This window comes from Priestia sp. RMT2NF4 (assembly GCF_047872835.1).
GTDB classification, from domain to species: Bacteria; Bacillota; Bacilli; order Bacillales; family Bacillaceae_H; genus Priestia; species Priestia zanthoxyli.
This window is the reverse complement of record NZ_JBLQZO010000003.1, coordinates 126,114-147,529: the sequence shown is the minus strand read 5'-3', so window position 1 is coordinate 147,529 and position 21,416 is coordinate 126,114. Positions and strand designations below refer to the sequence as shown.

The following is a 21,416-nucleotide window of genomic DNA, read 5'->3' as shown; positions in this document are numbered from 1 at the left end:
ATACTTTCATTCTCTCTTGCGGGTAAAAATTAAAAATGAATATCACTTTAATTTATTGGTTCCCTTATATTAAAAGTTTAATAGCTTATAATAAATAAAGTTTGATTTTAAATTTAAATGCGTTCATAAGAAACTAAACAAGATTTTGATAAAAATCAAAAAAAGAGAGCACTCAGCTCTCCTTCTTCATCAAACTTATTGTAATTGTGCTAAGGATTTGTCCATTTGATGTTCGTTTGATTTTACTGCATCACTATCAACAGCATCTACACCTCTATAGGTGTATTTGCTATTTTGAAAGAAATCAAATGCAAACGCGTCTATTGGATTACGTTCTGAATCATCATAATAATTTTCTACGACTGCTGACATAAATATGTTTGAAAGCATATAGTCATCGTTTTTAATATCACTTATGTAACGTTTATCATTGTATTCTTGAATTATGTATGATGTAAAATATTTAATTTCTTTTTCAGTAGGCTGGTATGAATTAGCTACTTTCATAATTTTATCAAAATTTTCGGTAGGGGTAGTGTTACCAGTACCCACAATTTTTTTAACTTCAACTTCCCAATCAACATTAGATGGTTTTTCTGCTTTTTGTTCTACTTTTTTTGGTTTTTGAGCAGTTTCATCTTCACTTGGTATCATCGCTCCAATAATGCTTCCCAATGCTACACCTGCTATGATTGCTCCCGCCCAATGGCGCTTCTTCATTGTTTTAAATGTCAACTTCTCTTTTTTCATCTTATCCACCGGTGCTCCTCCTTTTGCAATAGTTCAATATTACCTTATATTAGATAAAACTTACAGTTCATAATTAGTTTAAAATGTTTTCTCATTTCTCCTTACATAAGAATTTCTCTCAATATAATGACTTTATAATCAAAAACATATAATTTGGAGGAAATTCACTATGACACAAACTTTAGAAATGAATAATGCAATTGAGGAAGTAGAATTACAGGAGAAATTATATCCCATGCGTGAGAACTGGGATTTATTAAAACCATATTTGAATGATGAGGACGTTCAAGCAGTTCTCAATCAAGCAATGACCGAATTTTCTAAAGGAAACCCAAACCGAAAAATGTGGACGCCAGGAGACGCTCCATTTGAATATACAACAAGCGATTACTGGTATACGCGTATTGATGAAGCTATAGAAAAGGATGAACTATATCAAAGAGAAAGTGATATATTAGCTAATGAATGGCTTTGCAAACTTTTTGGTAAAAATGTAAGCATGGATGATTTATGGGATGACTTATGGGATAATGACGAATACCGCGAACAATGGGGCTTGCTTCATCATAAATATTATAAAAAACACTCGCCAAAGGAAGGTACAATGGAATGGTATCAATTTGTTCATGGTTGCCATTGGATTAATCAGTTTACAGCTGCTTTACTATCGAAAGCGTTAAATGTAGAAGTTGATGTTATGACTAGTGATAAACATTCGGTAGCTGTATTTGTAAAAGATGACACTATATATCACGCAGATATTTTAAATGTATGGGCTAGTTTAAAAGAATTATATGATTTCATGGGTGAAGAAATTGATTTTTATTCTGTGTTCGATGAACTTGAATAGGATCAGCTTATGGCTACTTCTTTTCCGTTTTCAAAACAAAAAGGCAGTAATCGTATTACTGCCTTCATTTACAAGCTTGAATTATTTAATAAGCCCTAACTTTCTGAAGGACTCTCTTTGTAGTTTAGCTTTGTCATTGTCTAAGGACTTTTTTATACCGCCTTTAATATGGAAATTACTAAGAGAAAATGTTTTAAACATTTCTTCAACCAACTCTAGATGCTTTCGAGCTAAACTTTTCCCAATTTCCATTGATGGCTTCGTAAACTTATTATTTTTAATATCAGCATAAGTACTGTTATTCTTCATTTGGTTAATATGTTGAAGAGTATCTTTCATTTTATCCATTGTAAAGTGAGAATTTACTTGCTTAGTGATATCTGACATATGGCTATAAAAAACAAAATTTTGCTTATTTTTAGATTCATGGCTCCATAAGCGGTTATTTGATTTTTTCTGACTTTTCTAAGGTGCTTAATAATCTATATTGAAATTTTATTCCTGTTTTTCCCATTGTAATCCCTGTAAATTTCCACTTCAATCTAAAATAATCCGTAAATTCTCCGTATTCAATTGATGAATATTTTATTTCTAAATCCAAATCAAATATTTCATCTTTATTAAACTCTCCAAATCTATAATTTCTTTTTCTCATTACATAATTTATAAAAGTGCTTACGTTAGTTTCTAAGAAATATTTTGTTTTTGCTTCATAATTTAGTATCATTGGTATACATGAGCCTATAAATTCTGGGTCACATTCTTTTTCAATATCTCCAATATAAGGTACTGTTGATTCATCATTTGGTAGAATTTTAACGCTTCTTCCTTGGAATGTATGTCCAGGTGTAATGGCATCCAGCCCAATCATGTTAATTTTCAAGCGTTTTTGCTCCTTACTTATGGCACCAACTACCTCTCCGAAATTTGGTAATGAAAGTTTACATTCTATATTTTTTGCTATAGACCCGCCTATATTATTTAATTCAATAACTATTGGTGCATAGTAATCTTCTAATATATCAGAGTCTATAAATTCAAAATTTTGATGCGGTATATCAATTCTGGGTCTCATTTCATTTTTCTTTGTTTCCTTTTGTTCTTTAAATGTTAATAACAGTGCCAAGTATGTAAAGAAACCTCCAATTAATCCGCCAATTATATTCCCGTATAAGGTGAACCAATCGCTTGTTTCACCTCTAGACCAACCACTTTCCCACATAAATAAGAAGTTAAATAAGACGGGTACTACGATTAATGCAACAACCAATGTAATAATTACAAACTTAATGTTAAATTTAAAATCAAATTTCAAAAGTTTCCCCTCTTTTTCCAAATTTCAATAGACTAAGGAAATATGTATCGAAAGTTATGACAGTCCTTTTTCTATTTTTTTATCTATTTTCTTCAAAAATTGCTCGTTTGCTTGTAAATCATCACCAATAATTAATTTTCGAAAATACTTCAAAGAATACCTTTGAAGTATTTGTTCTGAACACATTGTTAAACTCTTTAATTTATTTGGAGCTTCGTGAAAATCTCTTGTTTCAGCGTAAATGTACCAGTAGGCATATTCTCGAATGCTGTGATCAAGTTGAAATTTCACACTCTTATCTAATTTAAAACTAGTCTTCTTGAAGATTTTTTTGCTATATATTAGAAAGAAATAAAAAATCTTGATTTGTAATGTTTCCTGAGAATCGCCTTTAAAATCTTCTAAGTGACTTGAAGTTTTATGTGCTAAGTTTAAAGATTGTAGATGTCTATCACCGTAATGAATTTTTTTAAACATATTCTCTACAGTTGTTGAAATGTCTTTAACATCGAGTTTCACATCATGATCTGACCTAGGTTGAGTTTTCACACTAACATAAGTTAGAATATCTACAAAAAATTCCGAAATAAATTCTTCATAAATTTCTCTTCGATATTTTTTATTTTCTCTTCTAGCAGTTAACCAACTATTTAAGAATTGCGCTCCCACACCCACAATTAAAGCGACCGATGCTGTAATAATTGCTGGAATATATGCTTCTGGAATATAATCTTTTAAATTCAATAATTTTCCCCCTTTAATGATTCCATTTTATCTCATAAGAAAGAAAATCGACAATAAAATATCTCTTTAGCTATAAAATTTCATGTAGAAAGAATTATTGACAACTTTTTGATACGTTGCATATTTGTACCCCTGCAATTATTGTGCAATCAATTTATATCCCATCTACAATTTTTGAATATTAATATTCAATTCATCAATACCTCGTAGAAATCATTTAAACCTCGATGTTTAATTACTTTTGTGCCATTGTTGCATTGTATGTGATTTACCATTTTAGAAAGTGCGCCCTCTAGATAGGCTTTAAAATTCCGAATGCCTTTTTTGTTTTTTACTTCTGTCAGGATCTTGAAGAATAGATTTTTATTTATGTGTTTTTTATATCGAATATAAGCATTATGTATTATTTCTTCTTGTTGAACCTCTTTACTGTTAACATTATTGTTTTTATTATAATTTTGATAAAAATTATAATTTGTTTTAGAAAAAGAGTTAGACGGATTTTCAGCCACTTCGACTGGTTCCGCACCACCATTGACTTGCCCCGTTTGTTCACCGTTTGACACTTCCGTTTGATTTTCTTTTGGAATAAATGTAAAAACGAGTGCTGCAAATTGCTCGCCAGTGTTCCGGTTTTGCTCAATCGTTAATAAATCAGCACACTTTTCTTTAATTTTCTTTAGATTTCTGCTGATTGTAGATGCAGTTACACCACATTTTTCTGCTAACGTAGAATTTCTTTGTGACACCACAAGCGACTGCTTCGCGTATGCTTGACGAGATACTTCTTGAATGATTATGTATAGGGTACTGCCTGTTTTAACGTTTAAACGTGCAAGCAGACGCTTCTGCAACGCATTGATTTCAGATTTAATATTCATGTTCCTACTCCTTTTCAATATGAAGGAACATGTGCTAAAATAAACATGAATCCTTCATGGATTTGTCGAGAAACGAGCGGTAGGATTGCACTCCTATAATCCGTTCGTTTTTATTTTGTAAACTTTTCTATACTAACACAAGCTCAATTTCTTCTAAACTACTTTCTTCTTTTATTAGAACGCTTACGTTGAGTCATATTTTCACTTCCAAAAAACCCATGACTTTGATGTTTTTCTTTTACAGTGCTATCTGCCAAATGACTATAAATTAAAACTGTGCGTAAATCAGCATGTCCCAGAATTTTACGCAATGATTCAACGTCCCCTGACGAACGAAGATATTCTGTTGCCACCGAATGGCGAATTAAATGCAAATAAAATCGTTTCTTGATTCCTGCTTCCTTCGCCCACTTTTTCAAATCGCGTAGAACATTATTTTTGTTCAACATAAGCCCTGAAAGTGACAAGAAAACTAAATTATCCGTATCTCCTTCAAACGCTTCATTTTCATCTAGCAATTTATTTAGCAAGCGATATGTTTTATTACTCAAAGGAATAATACGACTTTTACGTGATTTCGCATTTGCTGAGCGAATCAATATAGTTCTGTTCACATGGTCAATGTCGTCTGGTGACAATAGTAATGCTTCTGTGATACGTAACATGCCATCAATTAGTAAATGTAGCAAAACAGTATCTCTAAAGTATTTGAAAGATTTATTTGAATAAAACTTAGCCACTTTGAGCAAGTTATTTAGCTCATTCCTCGTTAAAACATCAATCTCTTTGCTGTTCTGTTTAAAACCTTCCCAATTATCAAATGGATTGCTTTGAATCACCTTTTTTCTCACACACCAATTGATAAATGTTTTTAAAGACCGTATACGAGTAGCAATTGAAGCGTCTGCTAGCCCAATTGTTTTAACGTGTTCGGGAACATTATTGTTATTTTCGAATTTTACATATTCGTGTTTTAGCCAATACACATAATCGCTTATAAACTCCGTTGTAATATGCGTCACATGCAAAGTTGTTTTACTTCTTGTTTCATGGAACGTTTCCAAGTTTTTAAACAATGCAATGAATTTATTTAAAGACGGTGCTCTTAAATTCTGTTTGGCTTTAAACTCAATGAATTTCTCAAAGACGATTTTTGCGGAATCTTTCTTTAATATCTTTTCGTCTTTTCGTTTATGGGGTTGTCGTTTATTAACTCGTGGTTTTTCATCAAAGTAGTTAAATGAAGTCAACAAAAAAACACTCCTTCACTCTAGAATTAGAATGAACGAAGTGTTTTCGTCAAAGCTTGATTGAATCACTACGAAGGTTTTGCTGTTAGTAAAAACAGCGCCAACGCAACAAATTCAATGGTATGAGCGATGAGGGATTCGAACCCCCGACCCCATCCCTGTCAAGGATGTATTCTCCCACTGAACTAATCGCTCGTGATATGTATTGACTATATTATAGAAAGAGTTATCCAATTTTGTCAACTATTTTTCCACAGTCCCCAAGTTGGAAGAACCGTCTTTACTTTTGATAAACTAAAAACATGCCATAAAGGAGCATGACGGGATGAAAGCACACGCTGAATTTTATTTTGATTTTGTCTGTCCACTATGTTTTCTAGCCACTAATCCTTTAAGAGAAGTCAGTAAAGAACAAAAAGCTGAGATTGAAAGAATTTGCTTCCAAAGAAACCATTGAAAAAACGCTGTTACATGAATATTCTGCTAAGCTTAAAGACAAAGAGAAATGATTCACTAAGAGGTGTATTTGATGAATATTAATTATTATTTTAGTCGGTTTTTAGCTAAGAAACCGGATAGTCCAACGTATGAAAACTTAGCTGCTTTACAGAACAAGCATATGCTTCATGTTCCGTTTGAGAACTTAGACGTTTTGTCTCAAACTCCTATTATCATTGATTTAGAACGGATCTTTCAAAAAGTAATTGTAAATTTGCGCGGAGGATTTTGCTACGAATTAAACGGTTTATTTGGCTGGCTGTTAAAAGAAAGCGGTTATGAAGTCTCGTACGTTTCAGCTACCGTCAAAAAACCCGATGGCACGTGGACCATTGAAGGAAGTCACGCTACAAACCTTGTGACGGTTAAAAATCAGTCTTATATCGTAGACGTTGGATTTGGAGATTCTGTTCGCAAGCCAATGCCTTTAAATGGCGAAGTAGTAAGAGATGTAAGCGGCTCTTATCGTATGACAAACGTTGCTGAGCATATGTATGATTTGCAGCGATGGGAACATGATGTATGGAAAACGCTGTACCGTGTGTCTACGCTTCCTAAGAAACTGACAGACTTTACTCCCATGTGTGAGTTCAATCAAACTTCAGCTGATTCTCCGTTTGTACACAAACGCCTTGTTACGATCGCAACACCTACAGGGCGAATTACCCTCTCTGGTGAAACACTAACTGTAACAGACAGCGGAAAAAAGACGAAAAGAAACGTTTCAGAAGAAGAAGTTCCTGATATTTTGCAAAATCATTTTTATATTATTAAAGGGTTTTATTAATATGTCCTTACACAAAAAACCGGCCTCTTATGGGGTCGGTTTTTGTATAGGAGTAATCATCCTGTTTTCTACAGGCGACTTTAAAATAATTGAGGTATTCACATTTCCATAAGGAATCAGTTCATCCACGAGCATTCTAAGTCCATCCATTCCAGATACGGCTGCTTTGATAAAATAAGAAACCGGTCCCGTTACGCGATGACATTCAAGCACATCTTCATTTTGCTCAATAAAGTCTTCAAATTCCTCTGGTTTTCTTTTTAATTCGCTTACTTGAATAAACAGCTGTGTATCTCTCCCTAAAGCTTTCGGAGACACCGTAGCGCTGAAACGCTGTATCACTCCTCGTTCCTGAAGGCGCTGCAGCCTTTCTGATACGCTTGGACGGCTAAGAGCCAGCTTTTTTGATAAATCACTAATCGTCATACGCCCGTCTCTTTGCAAAATAGACAATAATTGTGCATCGATTTGATCCATACAAACCTTTCCTTTCAAAATGAATATAATAAATAAAATCTTTATTCAAGTTGATAACAGAACAAGTATTATTTCCTTCATTTATACATGTGTTTTCTTTATTTAATATCCTATCATTAAAGTAGATAATTGAAAATGAAAATTCCGAAAAAACAAACAAAGGGGTTTATTTATGAAAAAAGTTTTATGGATTATTCTTGGATGTACGATTGCAAGTATTGGTGTTCTTATCTTGCGGCACTCTCACGTAGTGACGGGGGGAACAGCTGGTCTGTCTCTTAGCTTGTCATATGCCCTTCCTTTGTCGTTTGCGGTGATTTTTTTTCTCATTAATATTCCTTTTTATCTCTTTTCCTTCTTTCAAATGGGATGGAAATTTACCGTCACAACTATAGGATCAGTGTCTTTGCTATCACTTCTCACTTCACTCGATCACTTGCTTCCTGCTTTTACACTTCCCAGCCTGATGGGTGCTGTTACGGGCGGACTAATTGCCGGTCTTGGCTTATCCATTTTATTTATGAACGGAGCTTCTCTTGGGGGTGCTAATATTCTAGCGTTATTCGCGCAGCGAAAATTCGGTTGGGATCCTGGAAAAGTGAATTTTTCATTTGATTTCCTCGTCGTGCTGTCGAGCATGTATTCAATTGGATTTTCAAAAGGAATTTTCTCTGTTATGTCCATTGCGATTACAGGGTTTGTCATCAGCTATTTCAAACAAAAAATTGCTTTACACAATCAATCGACACCCACTGCTGCCACACAGCCTTTAGATAATGTACTCTCTAAATAAAAAACACGATTTAGCTGTGACTAAATCGTGTTTTTCGTTTAAAGCTTTTCTACTTTTATAAAATCAAATTGGGCCTCATATCCTTCTCCTTGAGGACTACAAGCGTAAATCCCAACTTGAACAGGTTCTTTGGATGAGTGCAATAAGTGAGCGAGTCGGAGCTGAGTCCAGGAATCTCCATCACTTGAATAACAAACGGTGTAATCATCATTTTTGCGCTGAATTTTAAAATAAAGCGCTGATTTGTTTTGAGTAAAATTTTGACTGGACCAATCTGAGAAGCCCTGGTTGGTTACGACTGCTCCTAATTGGTTAGGGCCATCGGGATTGTATTCAACTGACGTTTTGATCCACGTATCTTTTGATACACGAATCATGAGACCTGCTTGATCGTAGCGATTAACTGGATATGTATGCACCTTTGTCATGATTTCAAAGTCGCCTTCTACTTCACGGTAAAGAAAGTGTCCATTGTCCGCTTCAAAGCCATAATGAGTACGCTGCCAAAAATCTGTTTTAGCGTCTGTTTTAATCACTAATCGATTCGTTTCCGTATCAATTTGAAATTGAGCTGGTGGACAATACCAAGAAACGTCTGAATCTAATTTTCCTTCTGAAAAGTTTGTGAAAAATACTAGTTGATTACTCACTCTCTGTCATTCCCTTCTTAGAAGCTATTGTTCTTCTATTTCTATTTTGCCATAATTTAACGAATAAATAAAATATTTTGATTATTTTTCTAGTAAATTCTTTTCTTTCATAAAAAAATAAGACTCTTTTACATAGAGTAAAAGAGTCTTATTTTTAGATTATTGCATTTAGAATAAGTGCTCCTGCAAAAGCAATAAAGGATAGAAGCGTTTCCAGAACAGTCCATGTTTTGAACGTTTCTTTTACTGTTAATCCTAAATACTCCTTCACCATCCAGAATCCAGCATCATTAACGTGAGAGAACATTAGTGAACCCGCGCCCGTAACGATAACCAGAAGTTCTAAATTAACACCAGACATGTGCTCAATGATCGGTGAAACAATACCCGCCGCTGTTGTTAATGCAACTGTTGCTGAACCCGTAGCGATACGGATTAATCCAGCAATTAAAAATGCAAGTACAAGTGGTGATAGAGATAGATGTTCAGACATTTGACCAATCGTTGTACCTACTCCACTATCGATTAATACTTGTTTGAAGCCACCGCCTGCACCAATAATCAAGACAATAGATCCTACAGGAAGCAAACATTCTTCAGTTAGTTTTTTAATCACATCTTTTGTCATACCTTGACGTTTTCCAAGCAGGTAAAACGCTGCAAAACAAGAAATTAAAAGTGCAATTAATGGACTTCCTATTAATTCTACAAACTTCACTACGCCGCTTGGCAATCCGTTAATAATAGGCACTATTGCTGCTAAAACCATTAATAAAACAGGAAGTAAAATAACAAAGAATGAAACGCCTGTACCAGGCAGATCTTTAGATGTTGTCGTGATACGAATTAAATCCGGCTCTCCTTCTGGAATTACTCGTTTGTTAACCCATTTTGCAAAAACTGGTCCAGCGATAACTGCTGCTGGAATTGAAATGATTAACGCGTATAAAAGCACTTTCCCCGTATTTGCTCCGTAAATACTAATAGCTGCCATCGCTCCCGGATGAGGAGGAACGAGACCGTGAACAATTGATAATCCTGCAATAACTGGCAGAGCAATCAATAATATATTTTGTTTTGTTGTTTTATGAATCGAAATAACTAAAGGCAGTAAGATTAAAATTCCTACTTCGAAGAAAACAGGAATACCAATAATGAAACCTGCTACTAGCATTGCCCACGGCAATCTTTTCACACCGAATATTCTTACAAAATAATCCGCTACCTGCATGCCAGCGCCTGAATCAGCCATCAGCTTACCTAAAATTGTTCCCAGTGCTAAAATTCCTACTAAGTGTCCTAAAACACCGCCCACTCCCGTTTCGTAAGCGGCAACAATTTTATCCATTGATAACCCAGAAGCAATTGCTAAAAACAAACTCGCAACCGTTAAACTGATAAACGCATGCCATTTAAAAACTGAAACACCTACAATAACAATAACAATTGCGACAACCGTAATAGCTAATAAGTATGCATCCATCTTGCTTTCCACCTTCCCCTTAAGTAAACGCTTTCTTTATGTAGCAAAAAAGCTCTAAACCTGTTAGTTTTTTTAAAAATACGTTTTAATTATCGAAATCGTTTACATTAATTAAATCAGAAAACGATTTCATCTTTTTATTACTTAAATTATATGAAAAAAAAATTCTTAAATCAATAAAAAAACTCAAAAAAATTTTATCAATTTTCTTCCATAGAGTTTCAACTCATAAAAAAATCCAATCATGTTAATGATTGGATTTATCTTATTTATTTAGTGATGGTGGGATCAGCGGTTTGACTGTCGATAATTGGTTTTTCGCTTGTTTTTAACGTTATTTCTTCATATTCTCCCGGCGCTAATACACTTTTATCTCCTCTCATGAGATACGTATAGGCGATGATAGAAATGAATAGACCAAATGTCCAGGCATTATCCCATAAAAAGCGCAGTCCAGGAATCAGTAAGCCTAAAACAGGTATGGCCACGCCAATTACTAATGCATAAATACCGTTTTTATTAAAACCAGTTGAATAACTATAGCGACCGTTTACCTCGTATAAATCCTTTAATGCCATCTGTCTCCTTCTTACAAGCCAGTAGTCAGCAATGGCGATGCCGTCTATAGGACCAAGCAGCGCTCCGTATGTTCCAAGCCATCCAAAGATATAATTCCCGAAATTAGACATGATGTACCATGGCTGAAGCAAAATAGCAAAGATACCGGTTACTAGCGCTCCCATCGCAAACGTGATTTTCTTTGGATTCAGATTCTCAATTGCACGGGCCGGCGCCACAATATTTGCTCCCACATTAATCGTCAAAGAAGAAAGCACGATAACGATTGTTCCTAAGAAAATGATAAACGGAGGGAATTTAGCTACTAACGCCACTGGATCCCAAATAGCTTCTCCGAATATAACGATGGTTGCCGAGGTAACAGCAATTCCAATAAATGAAAAAACACTCATCGTCAACGGCAAGGAGAAGGTTTGCGCAACCATTTGGGATTTCTGGCTTCTAGCATATCGACAAAAATCCGGAATGTTCAAAGCGAGCGTCGCCCAAAATGCAATGACTCCGGTTAAAGCAGGGAAAAATACAGCTAGAAATTCTCGGGTGGATGTAAATTTAGAAGGCGTAGATAAAATGGGTCCCCACCCTCCTGAGTTTGTATAAGCCCATATAAAAAGAATAATAGCTGAAATACCAATAACCGGAGCAGCAATCGCTCCTAACACTTTAATTGCTTGCGGTCCTTTATACGCCACTCCTACATTTAAAAGCCAAAAGAGAGCAAATACAATGGCTGTATGACCAGCTAAACCATTCCAAGATGAAAATGAAGCGCTTAGCAGTGTATCAATTGCTTCCGTTCCAATCCATGTATTAATTCCAAACCATCCAGCAGCCACAATAGCCCTAGCCAGTGCTGGGATATGTGCTCCTTTATCTCCAAACCACAGGCGGGCAAATACCGGATAAGGAATGCCAAACTTGGTTCCAGCGTGAGAATTAAGCAAAATAGGAATAAGAACAATTACATTTCCTAAAAAGATTGTACCAATTGCCTGCCACCAGTTCATTCCAAGCGTCATCATTCCGCTCGCCATTGTGTAAGCTGGAATACACAGACACATCCCAATCCAAAGCGTGGCAAAGTTAACTCCTTTCCAAGAATGTTCTTTCATCGTAGTAGGACGTAAATCTTCATTCCAAAGATCGCTTCCGCTCAGCTGATTGTGCGTCTCATCTGTGAGCGTCACAATTCCATCTTGCTCGATTTGTGTTTTCATCCATAAAACCCCTTTTCATAAAATAAGTTCATTTCAAAAAACAAATTTTATTTGAATTTTCTGAAATATAAAGGCGTTTGTGACGATTCCTTCTAGTATGTGATAAATACTAACGTTATTCCTTATTATATTTAATGCGAAACAGGGATACACTGGACAAATTGTAACATTATTTGAGGGAACTTTTATATATTGTGTAGTGTTAACTCTTTTGGTTGTTAGATAACCTAACACACAAAAAATCATCGCCTGAAAGCTTCAAGCGATGATTTTTGAACTTAATGTACGTATTTTTTTTGAAAAGCCGTAATGCTTTCGTATTCTTCTTTAAATAAACGAGCCAAACGAATATAGATAGTCGTTAACTCTTTATATACTTCACTGTTTTCTTTGATTGGATAATGATGATTAGTCGCTCCAACCATATCAGAAACAACGTTTAATGAGTCGACTTCGCCAAGGCTATATAAGCCAAGAATAACTGCTCCTAGACATGAACTTTCAAAGCTTTCCGGCACGGATACTTCTTGGTTAAAAATATCTGCCATCATTTGGCGCCAAAGTGCGGAACGTGCAAATCCGCCTGTTGCCTGAATTTTAGTAGGTTCTCCAATTAACTCTTCAAGTGCCAATAATACCGTATACAAGTTAAAAATAACGCCTTCTAATACGGCGCGAATCATATGTTCTTTTTTATGATGCAAACCTAGGCCAAAGAACGAACCTTTAGCATTTGCATCCCAAAGCGGCGCACGCTCTCCTGACAGGTATGGATGAAACAATAAGCCGTCTGCTCCAGGTTTCACTAAAGCCGCAATATCCGTTAATACTTCATATGGATCTTTTCCAAGACGTTTAGCTGTTTCGACTTCCGACGCTCCAAATTGATCACGAGCCCATCTAAAAATCATGCCTCCGTTATTTACAGGGCCGCCAATTACCCAGTGGTCTTCTGTCAACGCATAACAGAAAATACGACCTTTAGGATCGACTACTGGCTTGTCAGTGACTGCTCGAATAGCTCCGCTTGTCCCAATTGTTACTGCAACAACGCCTGGTTCAATCGCATTTACACCTAAGTTTGATAATACGCCATCGCTTGCACCTACAATAAAGGGCGTATCCGGCAGTAAGTGCATCTCAACTGCAAGCTCTGTGTTTAGCCCTTTCACTTGGTGCATAGTTGAAACAGGAGTGGATAGCTGATCTGTCGTCACACCTGCTACTTTTAATGCTTCTTCATCCCACGCAAGATTTTTCAGATTAAATAAACCTGTTGCTGATGCAATCGAATAGTCGATCACATATTCGTTAAACAACTTAAAGAATACATATTCTTTAATTGAAATAAACTTATGTGTTCCCTTCACTAATTCAGGCTGTTCATTAGAAAGCCATGTTAGCTTGGAAAGTGGCGACATCGGGTGAATAGGCGTGCCTGTACGTAAATAAATCTCATGGCCGTTGTATTCATTTTTAATTTTTTCCGTCCATTCTGCACTTCTATTATCGGCCCACGTAATACATTTTGTCAGCGGCTTTCCCTGCTGATCAACGGCAATAACACTGTGCATAGCTGAGCTGAATGAAACGCATAAAATATCCTCAGGTTTTACATCGCTTGTTTTTACAACCGTTTGAATGGTACGTACAACTGCTTGAAAAATTTCTTCAGGATCTTGCTCAGCCATCGCGGGCGTAGGCGAGTATAGTGGATACTCAATCCCATGGTTAGCAATGACTGTACCGTCTACTGAAAATAATACAGACTTTGTACTCGTTGTTCCGATATCTACACCTATTGCATATTTTTTGCTCATGCTGCTGTCCCCCTACTTTACTACTTTACTTATTTACAACACCGTGACCGCCGAATTCATTTCGAAGTGCTGCTACAACTTTTCCTGTAAATGTATCTTCCTCTAATGAACGATAGCGCATCATTAGCGATAAAGCAATAACAGGAGTTGCCGTTTGAAGATCAAGGGCAGTCTCTACGGTCCATTTCCCTTCACCAGAAGACTGCATGACTCCTTTAATACTATCTAGTTTAGGATCTTTTGAAAACGCATTTTCCGTTAGTTCCATTAACCAAGAGCGAACGACAGATCCGTTATTCCAAACGCGCGCTACGGCTTCATAGTCGAAATCAAACTGACTTTTTTCCAGAACTTCAAATCCTTCAGCAATGGATTGCATCATTCCATATTCTACACCATTATGAACCATTTTTAAAAAGTGACCGCTTCCGCTTTTGCCTGCGTACATAAATCCATTTTCTACGCAAATATCACTAAAAATTGGCTCAATTGTACGGAATGCTTCTGCATCTCCGCCAATCATTGTACACGCTCCGTTTCTTGCACCTTCCATTCCGCCGCTTGTCCCTACATCAAAGAAGTAAATACCTTTTTCCTGAAGATCCTGAGCACGTCGAACAGATTCTTTATAATTAGAGTTTCCTCCATCTATTACAATATCTCCTTCTGACAGAAGTTCTTTTAGTTCTGTAATCACATTTTCCGTTACTTCTCCAGCCGGAACCATAACCCATACAACTTTAGGTGAAGCAGGCAGTTCGTTGACTAACTCTTCAATAGTAAAGGCACCAGCTGCTCCTTCATTTGAAAGTTTTTCTACCGCTTCTTTATTCACATCATAAGCTACAACTTCATGATGATTGTCCATTAAATTTAATGATAAATTATATCCCATTTTTCCTAAACCGATTAATCCAATTTTCATTTTACAAACTCCCTTTGAAAAAAAATTTCACATTACCTCCATTATACGAATTATTTTTCATTTTGCAATCGTTTACAAGAAAATTTTTTTCACACATATTTTTGTGCTATACTCTTTTTACTACTAAATTCGTGGAAAGGAACATCAGTTATGACGCAAAATTGTTTAGGAAAAATTCGTTCTCACTATGCTAGATTCAGTGAAAAAGAGAAAAAAATTGCAAATTATATTTTAGAACAGCCGGAACAAATTATTCACAGTACCATTAACGAAGTAGCAGACGATTTAAATGTAGCTGATGCAACAGTCTTTCGCTTTTGTAAACGAATTGGCTTCAAGGGCTATCAGGCGATGAAAATAGCGCTGGCTGCTGAAATTATGACGCCTATTCAGCAGATTCACGAGGAAATTGCTGAAACGGATAATGAAAAAACGATCGCTGAAAAAATCTTTCGCTCCAACGTGCGAACGCTTGAGAATACATTACAAATACTAGAGGGCAATGCTATTGAAAAAGCCGTCAAACTTTTAATGAAGGCCGATAAAGTTCAATTTTATGGCACGGGAGGCTCTTCAGTCGTGGCTATGGATGCTTTTCATAAATTTGTGCGAACAGGAATTAAAACGTTTGCATTTATCGATTCCCATTTCCAGCTTATGTCCGCTTCTCAATTGACGAAACAAGATGTAGCGGTAGTGATTTCTCATTCTGGAACAAATAAAGACACGATGAACATTTTAAATACAGCAAAAGCGAACGGCGCCAAAACGATCGGGATCACAGGTTTTCCTAAATCTCCATTAAGTCAAAACGTTGACGTTTCTCTTTATACAAGTTCAGAAGAAACCGAATATCGATCTGAAGCTCTCGCCTCGAGAATTGGACAGCTAAGCCTCATTGATGCTTTGTATGTTAATGTAATGATTGCGAATAAAGACACCTCTAAACACTCGCTTGAAAAAGTACGCGATGCTATTGCTGAAACTAGAATTTAATGTTTCGCCCTTATATATTCTTCAACTACAACATCAAACAGAGCATAAAATATATGCTCTGTTTAGTGCGGTTCTTCACTTAAAATTTTCAGGTTTTCATTCTCATTTAACATTTTCTAAGTTGCTACATATGATAAAGCACAACTTTTAAAAAGTAGGTGAAGTGTGTATGGATATTATCTATCGCACTGCAAAACTAGATGATTATACAGAAGTAAATAAAATATTAGGGGAATCACTAGAACTCCACGCAAATGCGCTTCCTTCTATGTTTGATAACCAAATGGCTGTTTTATCTCCAGAACAATATCAAGCTACCCTTTATTATGCAACCATTGATATTCTTGTAGCTCAATATCGAAATCAAATTATTGGAGCGTCTGTTGTTGAATTAAAATATAACCCTCCCACCACGTTAGCTCCGCTTTCCTACACAGCATACATCCAATATTTTGGTGTAAAAAAAGGCTTTCAAAATTATGGGGTAGGAAAAGGTCTTTTTTCTGCTACAAAACAGTGGGCTGTACAAAAAGGAGCAAATGACCTCCAGCTTACCGTATGGGCATTTAACGAAAAAGCACGTGCTTTTTATGAAAGTCTTGGACTGGAAAACTTAAGCTATCTTATGACTACTTCACTACAGCCATAAGTCGTTCCATTAACGGAGGCTAGGCACGTATCTCCTACGTGCCTAGCCTCCGTTATTCAAATAAAAGACTCAATCATTTTAACGCGTTAATTTACGCAGCTTATATACATACTAAAAGAAGTTTATTACGTAGCCGGATTGCCTTCTTGCAGCTGTTCTTGTTCATCACGCTGACGGTGAGCCAAACGACTTGCCGCACTAGAAGCTACGCTCGCTACCAAATCATCTAAAAAGGTATTAACTCCTTTTTCTTTTTTACAGTCCAGCTTTTCAATAATACCTACTTTTACTTTATCTAAATAGCCAAAGGTCGTAACAGCGATACTGCCATAGGTTAAAACGGCACCTAAAGCAATCGTTTCGTCAACGCCAAACAACCCTTCGTCTTGTTCTACAATACTTTGAAGAGGTTCTGATAATTTATTTTGCTCAGCTAACTTATCAAGTTCGATTCCAACTAGAAGGGCATGCTGAATTTCTCGCTTTTGCAGTACTCTCTCTACGCTTTCAGCGCATTCCTGAATGGTTAGAGCTGGATGATAAGGAAGCTGTAAATCATACACAATTTCAGCAATATCCAAAACTGTTACGCCACGCTCTTCCAGCAAATTAAATGTTGCCTTTGCTACTTCTTTGCTCGTTGGGATTTTTTTCGCTGTCATGTCTCTCTCTCCTTTTCAAGTTGTTGTCTCTCTTTATACTAAATTCGATGAGAGCCGCTAAAAACCTTTTTTGTTCATCCGCCTGAGTTCATAAACTCGTCACATATCTCTTTAGGCGCTCATTACATTTACTTGCTATAATAAAATTATCGAATCAGGAGGTTTGTCTACTGTGGAAGAAAAACAAAGTAAATTTAGCAGAGGCTTATTATTATTTTTCATTGGCGCAACAGCCCTTTTCTTTATCATCTTAATCGTTCTGTTTCTCATGTCTACTTTTGGAAAAAGCGAAAAAGAAGCTGTGGCTCTGCTCGCAGGAAATCACTATGCTATCGTTAAAGAAGAGAATTCATATACTCTTTATGATCAAAAAGAAAACAAGCCTATTTTGAAAGATGTAAACGGCTATTTCGGTGCTCGCAATATCCGAAGTTATGTAAAAAATGACACAGAATTGGTTTCGATTGATGAAAAAGAAGAGGAATATACGAAAAAACCGCTAGAAAAAGCCACTCAAGCAGAAAAAGATATGTTTAAAAAGATGAAAAAATTAGATTAACAAAAAAACGAATCATCAATCAAACTGTTTGATTGATGATTCGTTTTTTTTTGTTAAAGTGGACGCAGGTTTTATCTGTTTCATTCCTTCTAGCAGTTGATTGGAGGGCAAGTCGAAGACTCCTGCGGAAACAGCGGAACAGGTGAGACCCCGCAGGAGCACAAGCGACGAGAAGGCTCACCGGCCGCCCGCGGAAAGCGGAGTCTTGCACGGAAATCAACTGCGGCCGAGCAAGCTGTCCAGATTATATATCCAGATTGTTCATGTTTGGATGAAATTCATTTCGTTACGTCCTAACCTCTTTTTTTAGCAACGCATGCCTCTTTCTCGTCATTCGCTAAAAAATTCGTTACAATAAAATAAAGAACGATTTTTAGAAAATGTGTTACAATAAAGGTAACGCTTTCATTCAAATGCATAGGAGTCGATTATTCATGTCAGAAAGTAAGCGGAAGTTAGAAGAAATTTCTTTTTATAGTGACGCACTGCAAGAAGATGTCACGTTGCTAGTCTATTTGCCGTCAAACTATTCTACGCTCTATAAGTATTCTCTACTTATCGCCCAAGACGGAAAAGATTATGTTATGTACGGACGTACACCTCGTTTAATCGATGATTTAATGAACGAGTCAGAAATCGATCGTACTATTTTTGTTGGAATTCCATATAAAAGCGTGGAAGACAGACGCGATAAGTATCATCCAGAAGGAAAACAGGTAGATGCTTACATTCGCTTTTTAGCACATGAACTTGTGCCATTTTTGGATAAAACATATCCTACATATCAAATGGGAAAATCGCGTGTTCTAATTGGTGATTCGCTTGCTGCTACAGTTTCACTGCTGACGGCCATTGCGTATCCTCACACGTTCGGGAAAGTAATTATGCATTCTCCTTTCGTGAACGATGCTGTATTACAAACGGTCAACTCATTTGCTTCTCCTTCACTTCTGGATTTGTATCATGTTATTGGAACGGAAGAAACGGATGTCAAAACAACACAAGACGGTATATTGAACTTTATTGAGCCTAACCGCTTGTTGCACGAACAAATGAAGCAGCGTGGATATTCTGTTTTCTATGAAGAATTTAACGGAAATCATACGTGGAAATACTGGCAAAAAGACGTAAAGCGGTCGCTTCAATATATGTTGAAGTAGAAAGATATCATATTTTTTGAAAATTTGTTATAATAAGCTCGCTTTATACATATTTTATGATCTTACTTTGGAGGGATTTTTTATGAAATTTGGCGTTGTACTTTTTCCATCTAAAAAATTGCAAGATGTAGCGAATTCTTATCGAAAGCGCTATGATTCTCACTATTCATTAATTCCGCCTCATCTTACATTAAAAGAAGTCTTTGAAGCTACAGAAGACCAAATTGATGAAATTGCGGCTAATTTGCGTAAAATTGCCGAAGAAACAAATCCATTTACATTAAATGTAACGAAAGTAAGCTCATTTTCACCAGCCAATAACGTTATTTACTTAAAAGTGGAACAAAAGCCAGAACTGACGTCACTTTACAATAAACTTCATGAAGGCAATCTCGAACAGCCAACTGAGTATTCATTTATTCCACATATTACAATTGGTCAACGACTTTCAGATGATGAGCACTTAGATGTGTATAGCCAGTTGAAGCTTGTAGATGTCGCTCATGAAGAAACAGTTGATCGCTTTCATTTAATGTACCAGCTTGAAAATGAAACATGGACTGTGTTTGAAACATTTCGTCTTGGAAAGGGATAAGATACGTGAACATCAAAGTACTAACGAACAAACAAGATCCTTCTGATGCTTACTTCGTACGTCAAAAAGTATTTGTAGAAGAACAGCAGGTTGATGTAGAGCAAGAAATCGATGAATACGATTCCGAAGCCCTGCATTTAGTTGTATACAAAGGAACTGCACCAATTGGGGCAGGACGCTTCCGTATGGTAGAGGACTATGGAAAAGCCGAACGAATCTGCGTTCTTTCTTCTTATCGAAAAGATGGTGTAGGAAAGCTTTTGATGGATAAGTTAGAAGAGATCGCAGCAGAGCATGAGATTGAAAAGATTAAGCTGCATGCTCAAACGCATGCGGAAGGATTTTATAAAAAGCTAGGCTACGTAACGGTTTCAGGTGAATTTATGGATGCTGGAATTCCACATGTAGAGATGGTAAAGAAACTAAGTAAAAAACACTAGGAATTGAACCTGGTGTTTTTGCTTTTTTAAAGGATAAGAACCTTTGCTTTGCTTATACTAATACCTAATCATGTGAATTAGGTGAAAATATGGATGAACTTATCGGAATTGCACTAGAACTCTTTATCGGATTTATCTGCTTGTTTATCTTAACTAAATTTTTAGGCAGAGCGACGATCACTCAGCTTACCACTTTTGATTTTATCTCTGCTCTTGTATTAGGAGAGTTAGTAGGAAATGCGTTATATGACTCAGAAGTAGGCATAGGCAAAATTTTATTTGCTGTTATCTTTTGGGGAGCGCTTATTTATGTCACCGAAGTTATTACTCAAAAAAATATTCGCCTGCGCTTGTTTTTAGAAGGACGGCCATCTATCATTATTCGAAAAGGGAAAATTTCGTACAAAGAACTTAGCAAAAATCGATTAGATATCGATCAGCTTCTTCATATGCTGCGTTCAAAAGACATGTTTTCCATTCGTGAAGTTGAATATGCAATTTTAGAAACAGATGGCTCGCTAAGCGTACTGCCAAAATCTGATTATGCTAAACCAACAAGAAGCGATCTGCAGCTGCCTCCTTCTGAACCTGTTTTATCTATCGCCTTCGTCAGTGATGGACGTTTGCTTTTGAAAAACTTAATTCAGTCAGGCTTTGATGAAGACTGGCTAAAGAAACAGTTAAAAAAACAGGGATTTACCGATTATAAACAGGTGCTTTATGCTGAATGGCAGCAGGGCCGTACACTTTTTATTGAATCTTACTAAGGTGTTTTTTACTTGTTCATTACTTTGTTAAAAATCGTGAGCGCATTCATTCTGCTGCGTTCACGATTTTTTCTATTATACCCGTGTATTAATCACTAGGCCCTTATTTGTTAGCTTGCTGTATACACGCTCTGCTGCTTGAAGCTTTTTTCGCTTTTGTACGGAGCTTGGCGTCAATTCCAATGAGTGAGAACGCGATTCAAACTCTTCGTCAAAGCTTTTTTTCTGGACAGGCCAAATACGATTTGAAAAAGAAGCATTATTTTTTTGAAGGCGATTTGCATATTGAATAGATTGATAAGGTGTGACGGGCAGTATATATCCCATATGAACCCTCCTCTTTTTCAAGATACCTTCTACTCCCGGACCTCAGTATTTTTCGCAAGAAGTATCGACATTGAAACAGCTCACTTACGCCCTCTTCTAGACTTGTTCAAAACAGATAGCACTTTGTATCTATACCGCCTTTTTTTGAACATATGTGACCTCTTACTCAATATATACCCTTTTTTACATCGTATCCCTCCAAAAATATCCGTACTCTTTTTAAAAAAAGACGATTTTGATAT

Annotated in this window: 24 protein-coding genes, 1 tRNA gene and 1 pseudogene; 11 read left to right on the top strand and 15 right to left on the bottom strand. The window is 36.3% G+C overall.

The features are described from left to right. Positions 1 to 195 precede the first annotated feature (195 nt). The gene (locus ACMX9J_RS14300; protein ID WP_416225877.1) at positions 196 to 759 is read right to left on the bottom strand and encodes a hypothetical protein; all 564 of its coding nucleotides are present in this window, start codon (positions 757 to 759) and stop codon (positions 196 to 198) included. A gap of 160 nt (positions 760 to 919) precedes the next feature. Here ACMX9J_RS14300 and ACMX9J_RS14295 point away from each other — a divergent pair, with 160 nt between their 5' ends. Continuing rightward, positions 920 to 1,600, top strand: a complete 681-nt coding sequence (locus ACMX9J_RS14295) for a hypothetical protein (protein ID WP_416225876.1) — start codon at positions 920 to 922, stop codon at positions 1,598 to 1,600. Positions 1,601 to 1,681: 81 nt separating this feature from the next. Here ACMX9J_RS14295 and ACMX9J_RS14290 read toward each other — a convergent pair. From ACMX9J_RS14290 to ACMX9J_RS14265, 6 genes and pseudogenes are all read right to left on the bottom strand, one after another. Beyond that, a pseudogene (locus ACMX9J_RS14290) lies at positions 1,682 to 1,999 on the bottom strand (AbiV family abortive infection protein); the annotation flags it as partial. Positions 2,000 to 2,042: 43 nt separating this feature from the next. Then, positions 2,043 to 2,915, bottom strand: a complete 873-nt coding sequence (locus tag ACMX9J_RS14285; RefSeq protein ID WP_416225875.1) for a hypothetical protein — start codon at positions 2,913 to 2,915, stop codon at positions 2,043 to 2,045. 54 nt (positions 2,916 to 2,969) lie between these two features. Further along, positions 2,970 to 3,659 carry a hypothetical protein gene (locus ACMX9J_RS14280; RefSeq protein ID WP_416225874.1) on the bottom strand — a complete coding sequence of 230 codons (690 nt, stop codon included), beginning with the start codon at positions 3,657 to 3,659 and terminating at the stop codon, positions 2,970 to 2,972. A gap of 188 nt (positions 3,660 to 3,847) precedes the next feature. Then, on the bottom strand, positions 3,848 to 4,540 hold the full coding sequence (locus ACMX9J_RS14275) for a hypothetical protein (RefSeq protein ID WP_416225873.1): 693 nt from the start codon (positions 4,538 to 4,540) through the stop codon (positions 3,848 to 3,850). Between the two features lie 158 nt (positions 4,541 to 4,698). Next, positions 4,699 to 5,790: a tyrosine-type recombinase/integrase gene (locus ACMX9J_RS14270; protein WP_416225872.1), complete on the bottom strand. Its 1,092-nt coding sequence runs from the start codon at positions 5,788 to 5,790 to the stop codon at positions 4,699 to 4,701. 123 nt (positions 5,791 to 5,913) lie between these two features. Next, positions 5,914 to 5,985, bottom strand: a tRNA-Val gene (locus ACMX9J_RS14265). 334 nt (positions 5,986 to 6,319) lie between these two features. On the opposite strand from ACMX9J_RS14265, the gene ACMX9J_RS14260 reads away from it, so the two are divergent. Then, positions 6,320 to 7,075 carry an arylamine N-acetyltransferase family protein gene (locus tag ACMX9J_RS14260; RefSeq protein WP_416225871.1) on the top strand — a complete coding sequence of 252 codons (756 nt, stop codon included), beginning with the start codon at positions 6,320 to 6,322 and terminating at the stop codon, positions 7,073 to 7,075. A gap of 27 nt (positions 7,076 to 7,102) precedes the next feature. Here ACMX9J_RS14260 and ACMX9J_RS14255 read toward each other — a convergent pair whose 3' ends face one another. Then, entirely contained in the window at positions 7,103 to 7,552 is a 450-nt protein-coding gene (locus tag ACMX9J_RS14255; protein WP_034269385.1) for an Lrp/AsnC family transcriptional regulator, read from the bottom strand. A 172-nt stretch (positions 7,553 to 7,724) separates the two neighbouring features. Here ACMX9J_RS14255 and ACMX9J_RS14250 point away from each other — a divergent pair, with 172 nt between their 5' ends. Then, on the top strand, positions 7,725 to 8,345 hold the full coding sequence (locus tag ACMX9J_RS14250; protein ID WP_033578070.1) for a YitT family protein: 621 nt from the start codon (positions 7,725 to 7,727) through the stop codon (positions 8,343 to 8,345). Between the two features lie 38 nt (positions 8,346 to 8,383). Here ACMX9J_RS14250 and ACMX9J_RS14245 read toward each other — a convergent pair whose 3' ends face one another. The 5 genes from ACMX9J_RS14245 to gnd all read right to left on the bottom strand — a co-directional run bounded on the left by ACMX9J_RS14245 (position 8,384) and on the right by gnd (position 15,019). Continuing rightward, a complete protein-coding gene (locus tag ACMX9J_RS14245) occupies positions 8,384 to 8,995 on the bottom strand; it encodes a DUF1349 domain-containing protein (RefSeq protein WP_028412329.1) in 612 nt (203 codons plus the stop codon). 154 nt (positions 8,996 to 9,149) lie between these two features. Next, positions 9,150 to 10,478, bottom strand: coding sequence for a gluconate:H+ symporter (locus ACMX9J_RS14240; RefSeq protein ID WP_034269380.1), 1,329 nt, complete (start codon positions 10,476 to 10,478; stop codon positions 9,150 to 9,152). 269 nt (positions 10,479 to 10,747) lie between these two features. Beyond that, positions 10,748 to 12,274: an NCS1 family nucleobase:cation symporter-1 gene (locus ACMX9J_RS14235; RefSeq protein WP_416225870.1), complete on the bottom strand. Its 1,527-nt coding sequence runs from the start codon at positions 12,272 to 12,274 to the stop codon at positions 10,748 to 10,750. A 278-nt stretch (positions 12,275 to 12,552) separates the two neighbouring features. Then, positions 12,553 to 14,094, bottom strand: a complete 1,542-nt coding sequence (gntK, locus tag ACMX9J_RS14230) for a gluconokinase (RefSeq protein WP_028412332.1) — start codon at positions 14,092 to 14,094, stop codon at positions 12,553 to 12,555. A gap of 25 nt (positions 14,095 to 14,119) precedes the next feature. Beyond that, on the bottom strand, positions 14,120 to 15,019 hold the full coding sequence (gene gnd, locus ACMX9J_RS14225; protein WP_034269374.1) for a phosphogluconate dehydrogenase (NAD(+)-dependent, decarboxylating): 900 nt from the start codon (positions 15,017 to 15,019) through the stop codon (positions 14,120 to 14,122). 150 nt (positions 15,020 to 15,169) lie between these two features. Between gnd and ACMX9J_RS14220 the strand changes: the two genes are divergently transcribed. Together ACMX9J_RS14220 and ACMX9J_RS14215 are read left to right on the top strand one after the other, a co-directional pair. Then, complete coding sequence (locus ACMX9J_RS14220) at positions 15,170 to 16,015, top strand: MurR/RpiR family transcriptional regulator (RefSeq protein ID WP_014461544.1); 846 nt, start codon at positions 15,170 to 15,172, stop codon at positions 16,013 to 16,015. 169 nt (positions 16,016 to 16,184) lie between these two features. Continuing rightward, positions 16,185 to 16,664, top strand: coding sequence for a GNAT family N-acetyltransferase (locus ACMX9J_RS14215; RefSeq protein ID WP_028412334.1), 480 nt, complete (start codon positions 16,185 to 16,187; stop codon positions 16,662 to 16,664). A gap of 125 nt (positions 16,665 to 16,789) precedes the next feature. Here the strand turns inward: ACMX9J_RS14215 and ACMX9J_RS14210 are convergent, their stop codons facing one another. After that, a complete protein-coding gene (locus tag ACMX9J_RS14210; RefSeq protein ID WP_028412335.1) occupies positions 16,790 to 17,326 on the bottom strand; it encodes a phosphatidylglycerophosphatase A in 537 nt (178 codons plus the stop codon). A 172-nt stretch (positions 17,327 to 17,498) separates the two neighbouring features. On the opposite strand from ACMX9J_RS14210, the gene ACMX9J_RS14205 reads away from it, so the two are divergent. The 6 genes from ACMX9J_RS14205 (at position 17,499) to ACMX9J_RS14180 (ending at position 20,847) form a co-directional block, all read left to right on the top strand. Beyond that, complete coding sequence (locus ACMX9J_RS14205; RefSeq protein ID WP_028412336.1) at positions 17,499 to 17,885, top strand: hypothetical protein; 387 nt, start codon at positions 17,499 to 17,501, stop codon at positions 17,883 to 17,885. Between the two features lie 96 nt (positions 17,886 to 17,981). Continuing rightward, on the top strand, positions 17,982 to 18,182 hold the full coding sequence (locus ACMX9J_RS14200) for a hypothetical protein (protein ID WP_376184781.1): 201 nt from the start codon (positions 17,982 to 17,984) through the stop codon (positions 18,180 to 18,182). 137 nt (positions 18,183 to 18,319) lie between these two features. Further along, positions 18,320 to 19,045, top strand: coding sequence for an alpha/beta hydrolase (locus tag ACMX9J_RS14195; RefSeq protein WP_028412337.1), 726 nt, complete (start codon positions 18,320 to 18,322; stop codon positions 19,043 to 19,045). Positions 19,046 to 19,127: 82 nt separating this feature from the next. Continuing rightward, positions 19,128 to 19,640 (top strand): YjcG family protein, encoded by a 513-nt coding sequence (locus ACMX9J_RS14190; protein ID WP_013055455.1) that lies wholly within the window; start codon positions 19,128 to 19,130, stop codon positions 19,638 to 19,640. 5 nt (positions 19,641 to 19,645) lie between these two features. Further along, positions 19,646 to 20,080, top strand: a complete 435-nt coding sequence (locus ACMX9J_RS14185) for a GNAT family N-acetyltransferase (protein ID WP_033578063.1) — start codon at positions 19,646 to 19,648, stop codon at positions 20,078 to 20,080. 89 nt (positions 20,081 to 20,169) lie between these two features. Continuing rightward, entirely contained in the window at positions 20,170 to 20,847 is a 678-nt protein-coding gene (locus tag ACMX9J_RS14180; protein WP_033578062.1) for a DUF421 domain-containing protein, read from the top strand. A gap of 75 nt (positions 20,848 to 20,922) precedes the next feature. Here ACMX9J_RS14180 and ACMX9J_RS14175 read toward each other — a convergent pair whose 3' ends face one another. Beyond that, entirely contained in the window at positions 20,923 to 21,174 is a 252-nt protein-coding gene (locus ACMX9J_RS14175) for a hypothetical protein (protein ID WP_033578061.1), read from the bottom strand. Positions 21,175 to 21,416 lie beyond the last annotated feature (242 nt).

Coding starts and splice junctions, on each gene's coding strand:
- gnd (WP_034269374.1), bottom strand. CDS start 15,019: ATGAAAATTGGATTAATCGGTTTAGGAAAAATGGGATATAATTTATCA.
- gntK (WP_028412332.1), bottom strand. CDS start 14,094: ATGAGCAAAAAATATGCAATAGGTGTAGATATCGGAACAACGAGTACA.
- ACMX9J_RS14215 (WP_028412334.1), top strand. CDS start 16,185: ATGGATATTATCTATCGCACTGCAAAACTAGATGATTATACAGAAGTA.
- ACMX9J_RS14220 (WP_014461544.1), top strand. CDS start 15,170: ATGACGCAAAATTGTTTAGGAAAAATTCGTTCTCACTATGCTAGATTC.
- ACMX9J_RS14295 (WP_416225876.1), top strand. CDS start 920: ATGACACAAACTTTAGAAATGAATAATGCAATTGAGGAAGTAGAATTA.
- ACMX9J_RS14255 (WP_034269385.1), bottom strand. CDS start 7,552: ATGGATCAAATCGATGCACAATTATTGTCTATTTTGCAAAGAGACGGG.
- ACMX9J_RS14180 (WP_033578062.1), top strand. CDS start 20,170: ATGGATGAACTTATCGGAATTGCACTAGAACTCTTTATCGGATTTATC.
- ACMX9J_RS14235 (WP_416225870.1), bottom strand. CDS start 12,274: ATGAAAACACAAATCGAGCAAGATGGAATTGTGACGCTCACAGATGAG.
- ACMX9J_RS14240 (WP_034269380.1), bottom strand. CDS start 10,478: ATGGATGCATACTTATTAGCTATTACGGTTGTCGCAATTGTTATTGTT.
- ACMX9J_RS14260 (WP_416225871.1), top strand. CDS start 6,320: ATGAATATTAATTATTATTTTAGTCGGTTTTTAGCTAAGAAACCGGAT.
- ACMX9J_RS14175 (WP_033578061.1), bottom strand. CDS start 21,174: ATGGGATATATACTGCCCGTCACACCTTATCAATCTATTCAATATGCA.
- ACMX9J_RS14250 (WP_033578070.1), top strand. CDS start 7,725: ATGAAAAAAGTTTTATGGATTATTCTTGGATGTACGATTGCAAGTATT.
- ACMX9J_RS14275 (WP_416225873.1), bottom strand. CDS start 4,540: ATGAATATTAAATCTGAAATCAATGCGTTGCAGAAGCGTCTGCTTGCA.
- ACMX9J_RS14210 (WP_028412335.1), bottom strand. CDS start 17,326: ATGACAGCGAAAAAAATCCCAACGAGCAAAGAAGTAGCAAAGGCAACA.
- ACMX9J_RS14195 (WP_028412337.1), top strand. CDS start 18,320: ATGTCAGAAAGTAAGCGGAAGTTAGAAGAAATTTCTTTTTATAGTGAC.
- ACMX9J_RS14190 (WP_013055455.1), top strand. CDS start 19,128: ATGAAATTTGGCGTTGTACTTTTTCCATCTAAAAAATTGCAAGATGTA.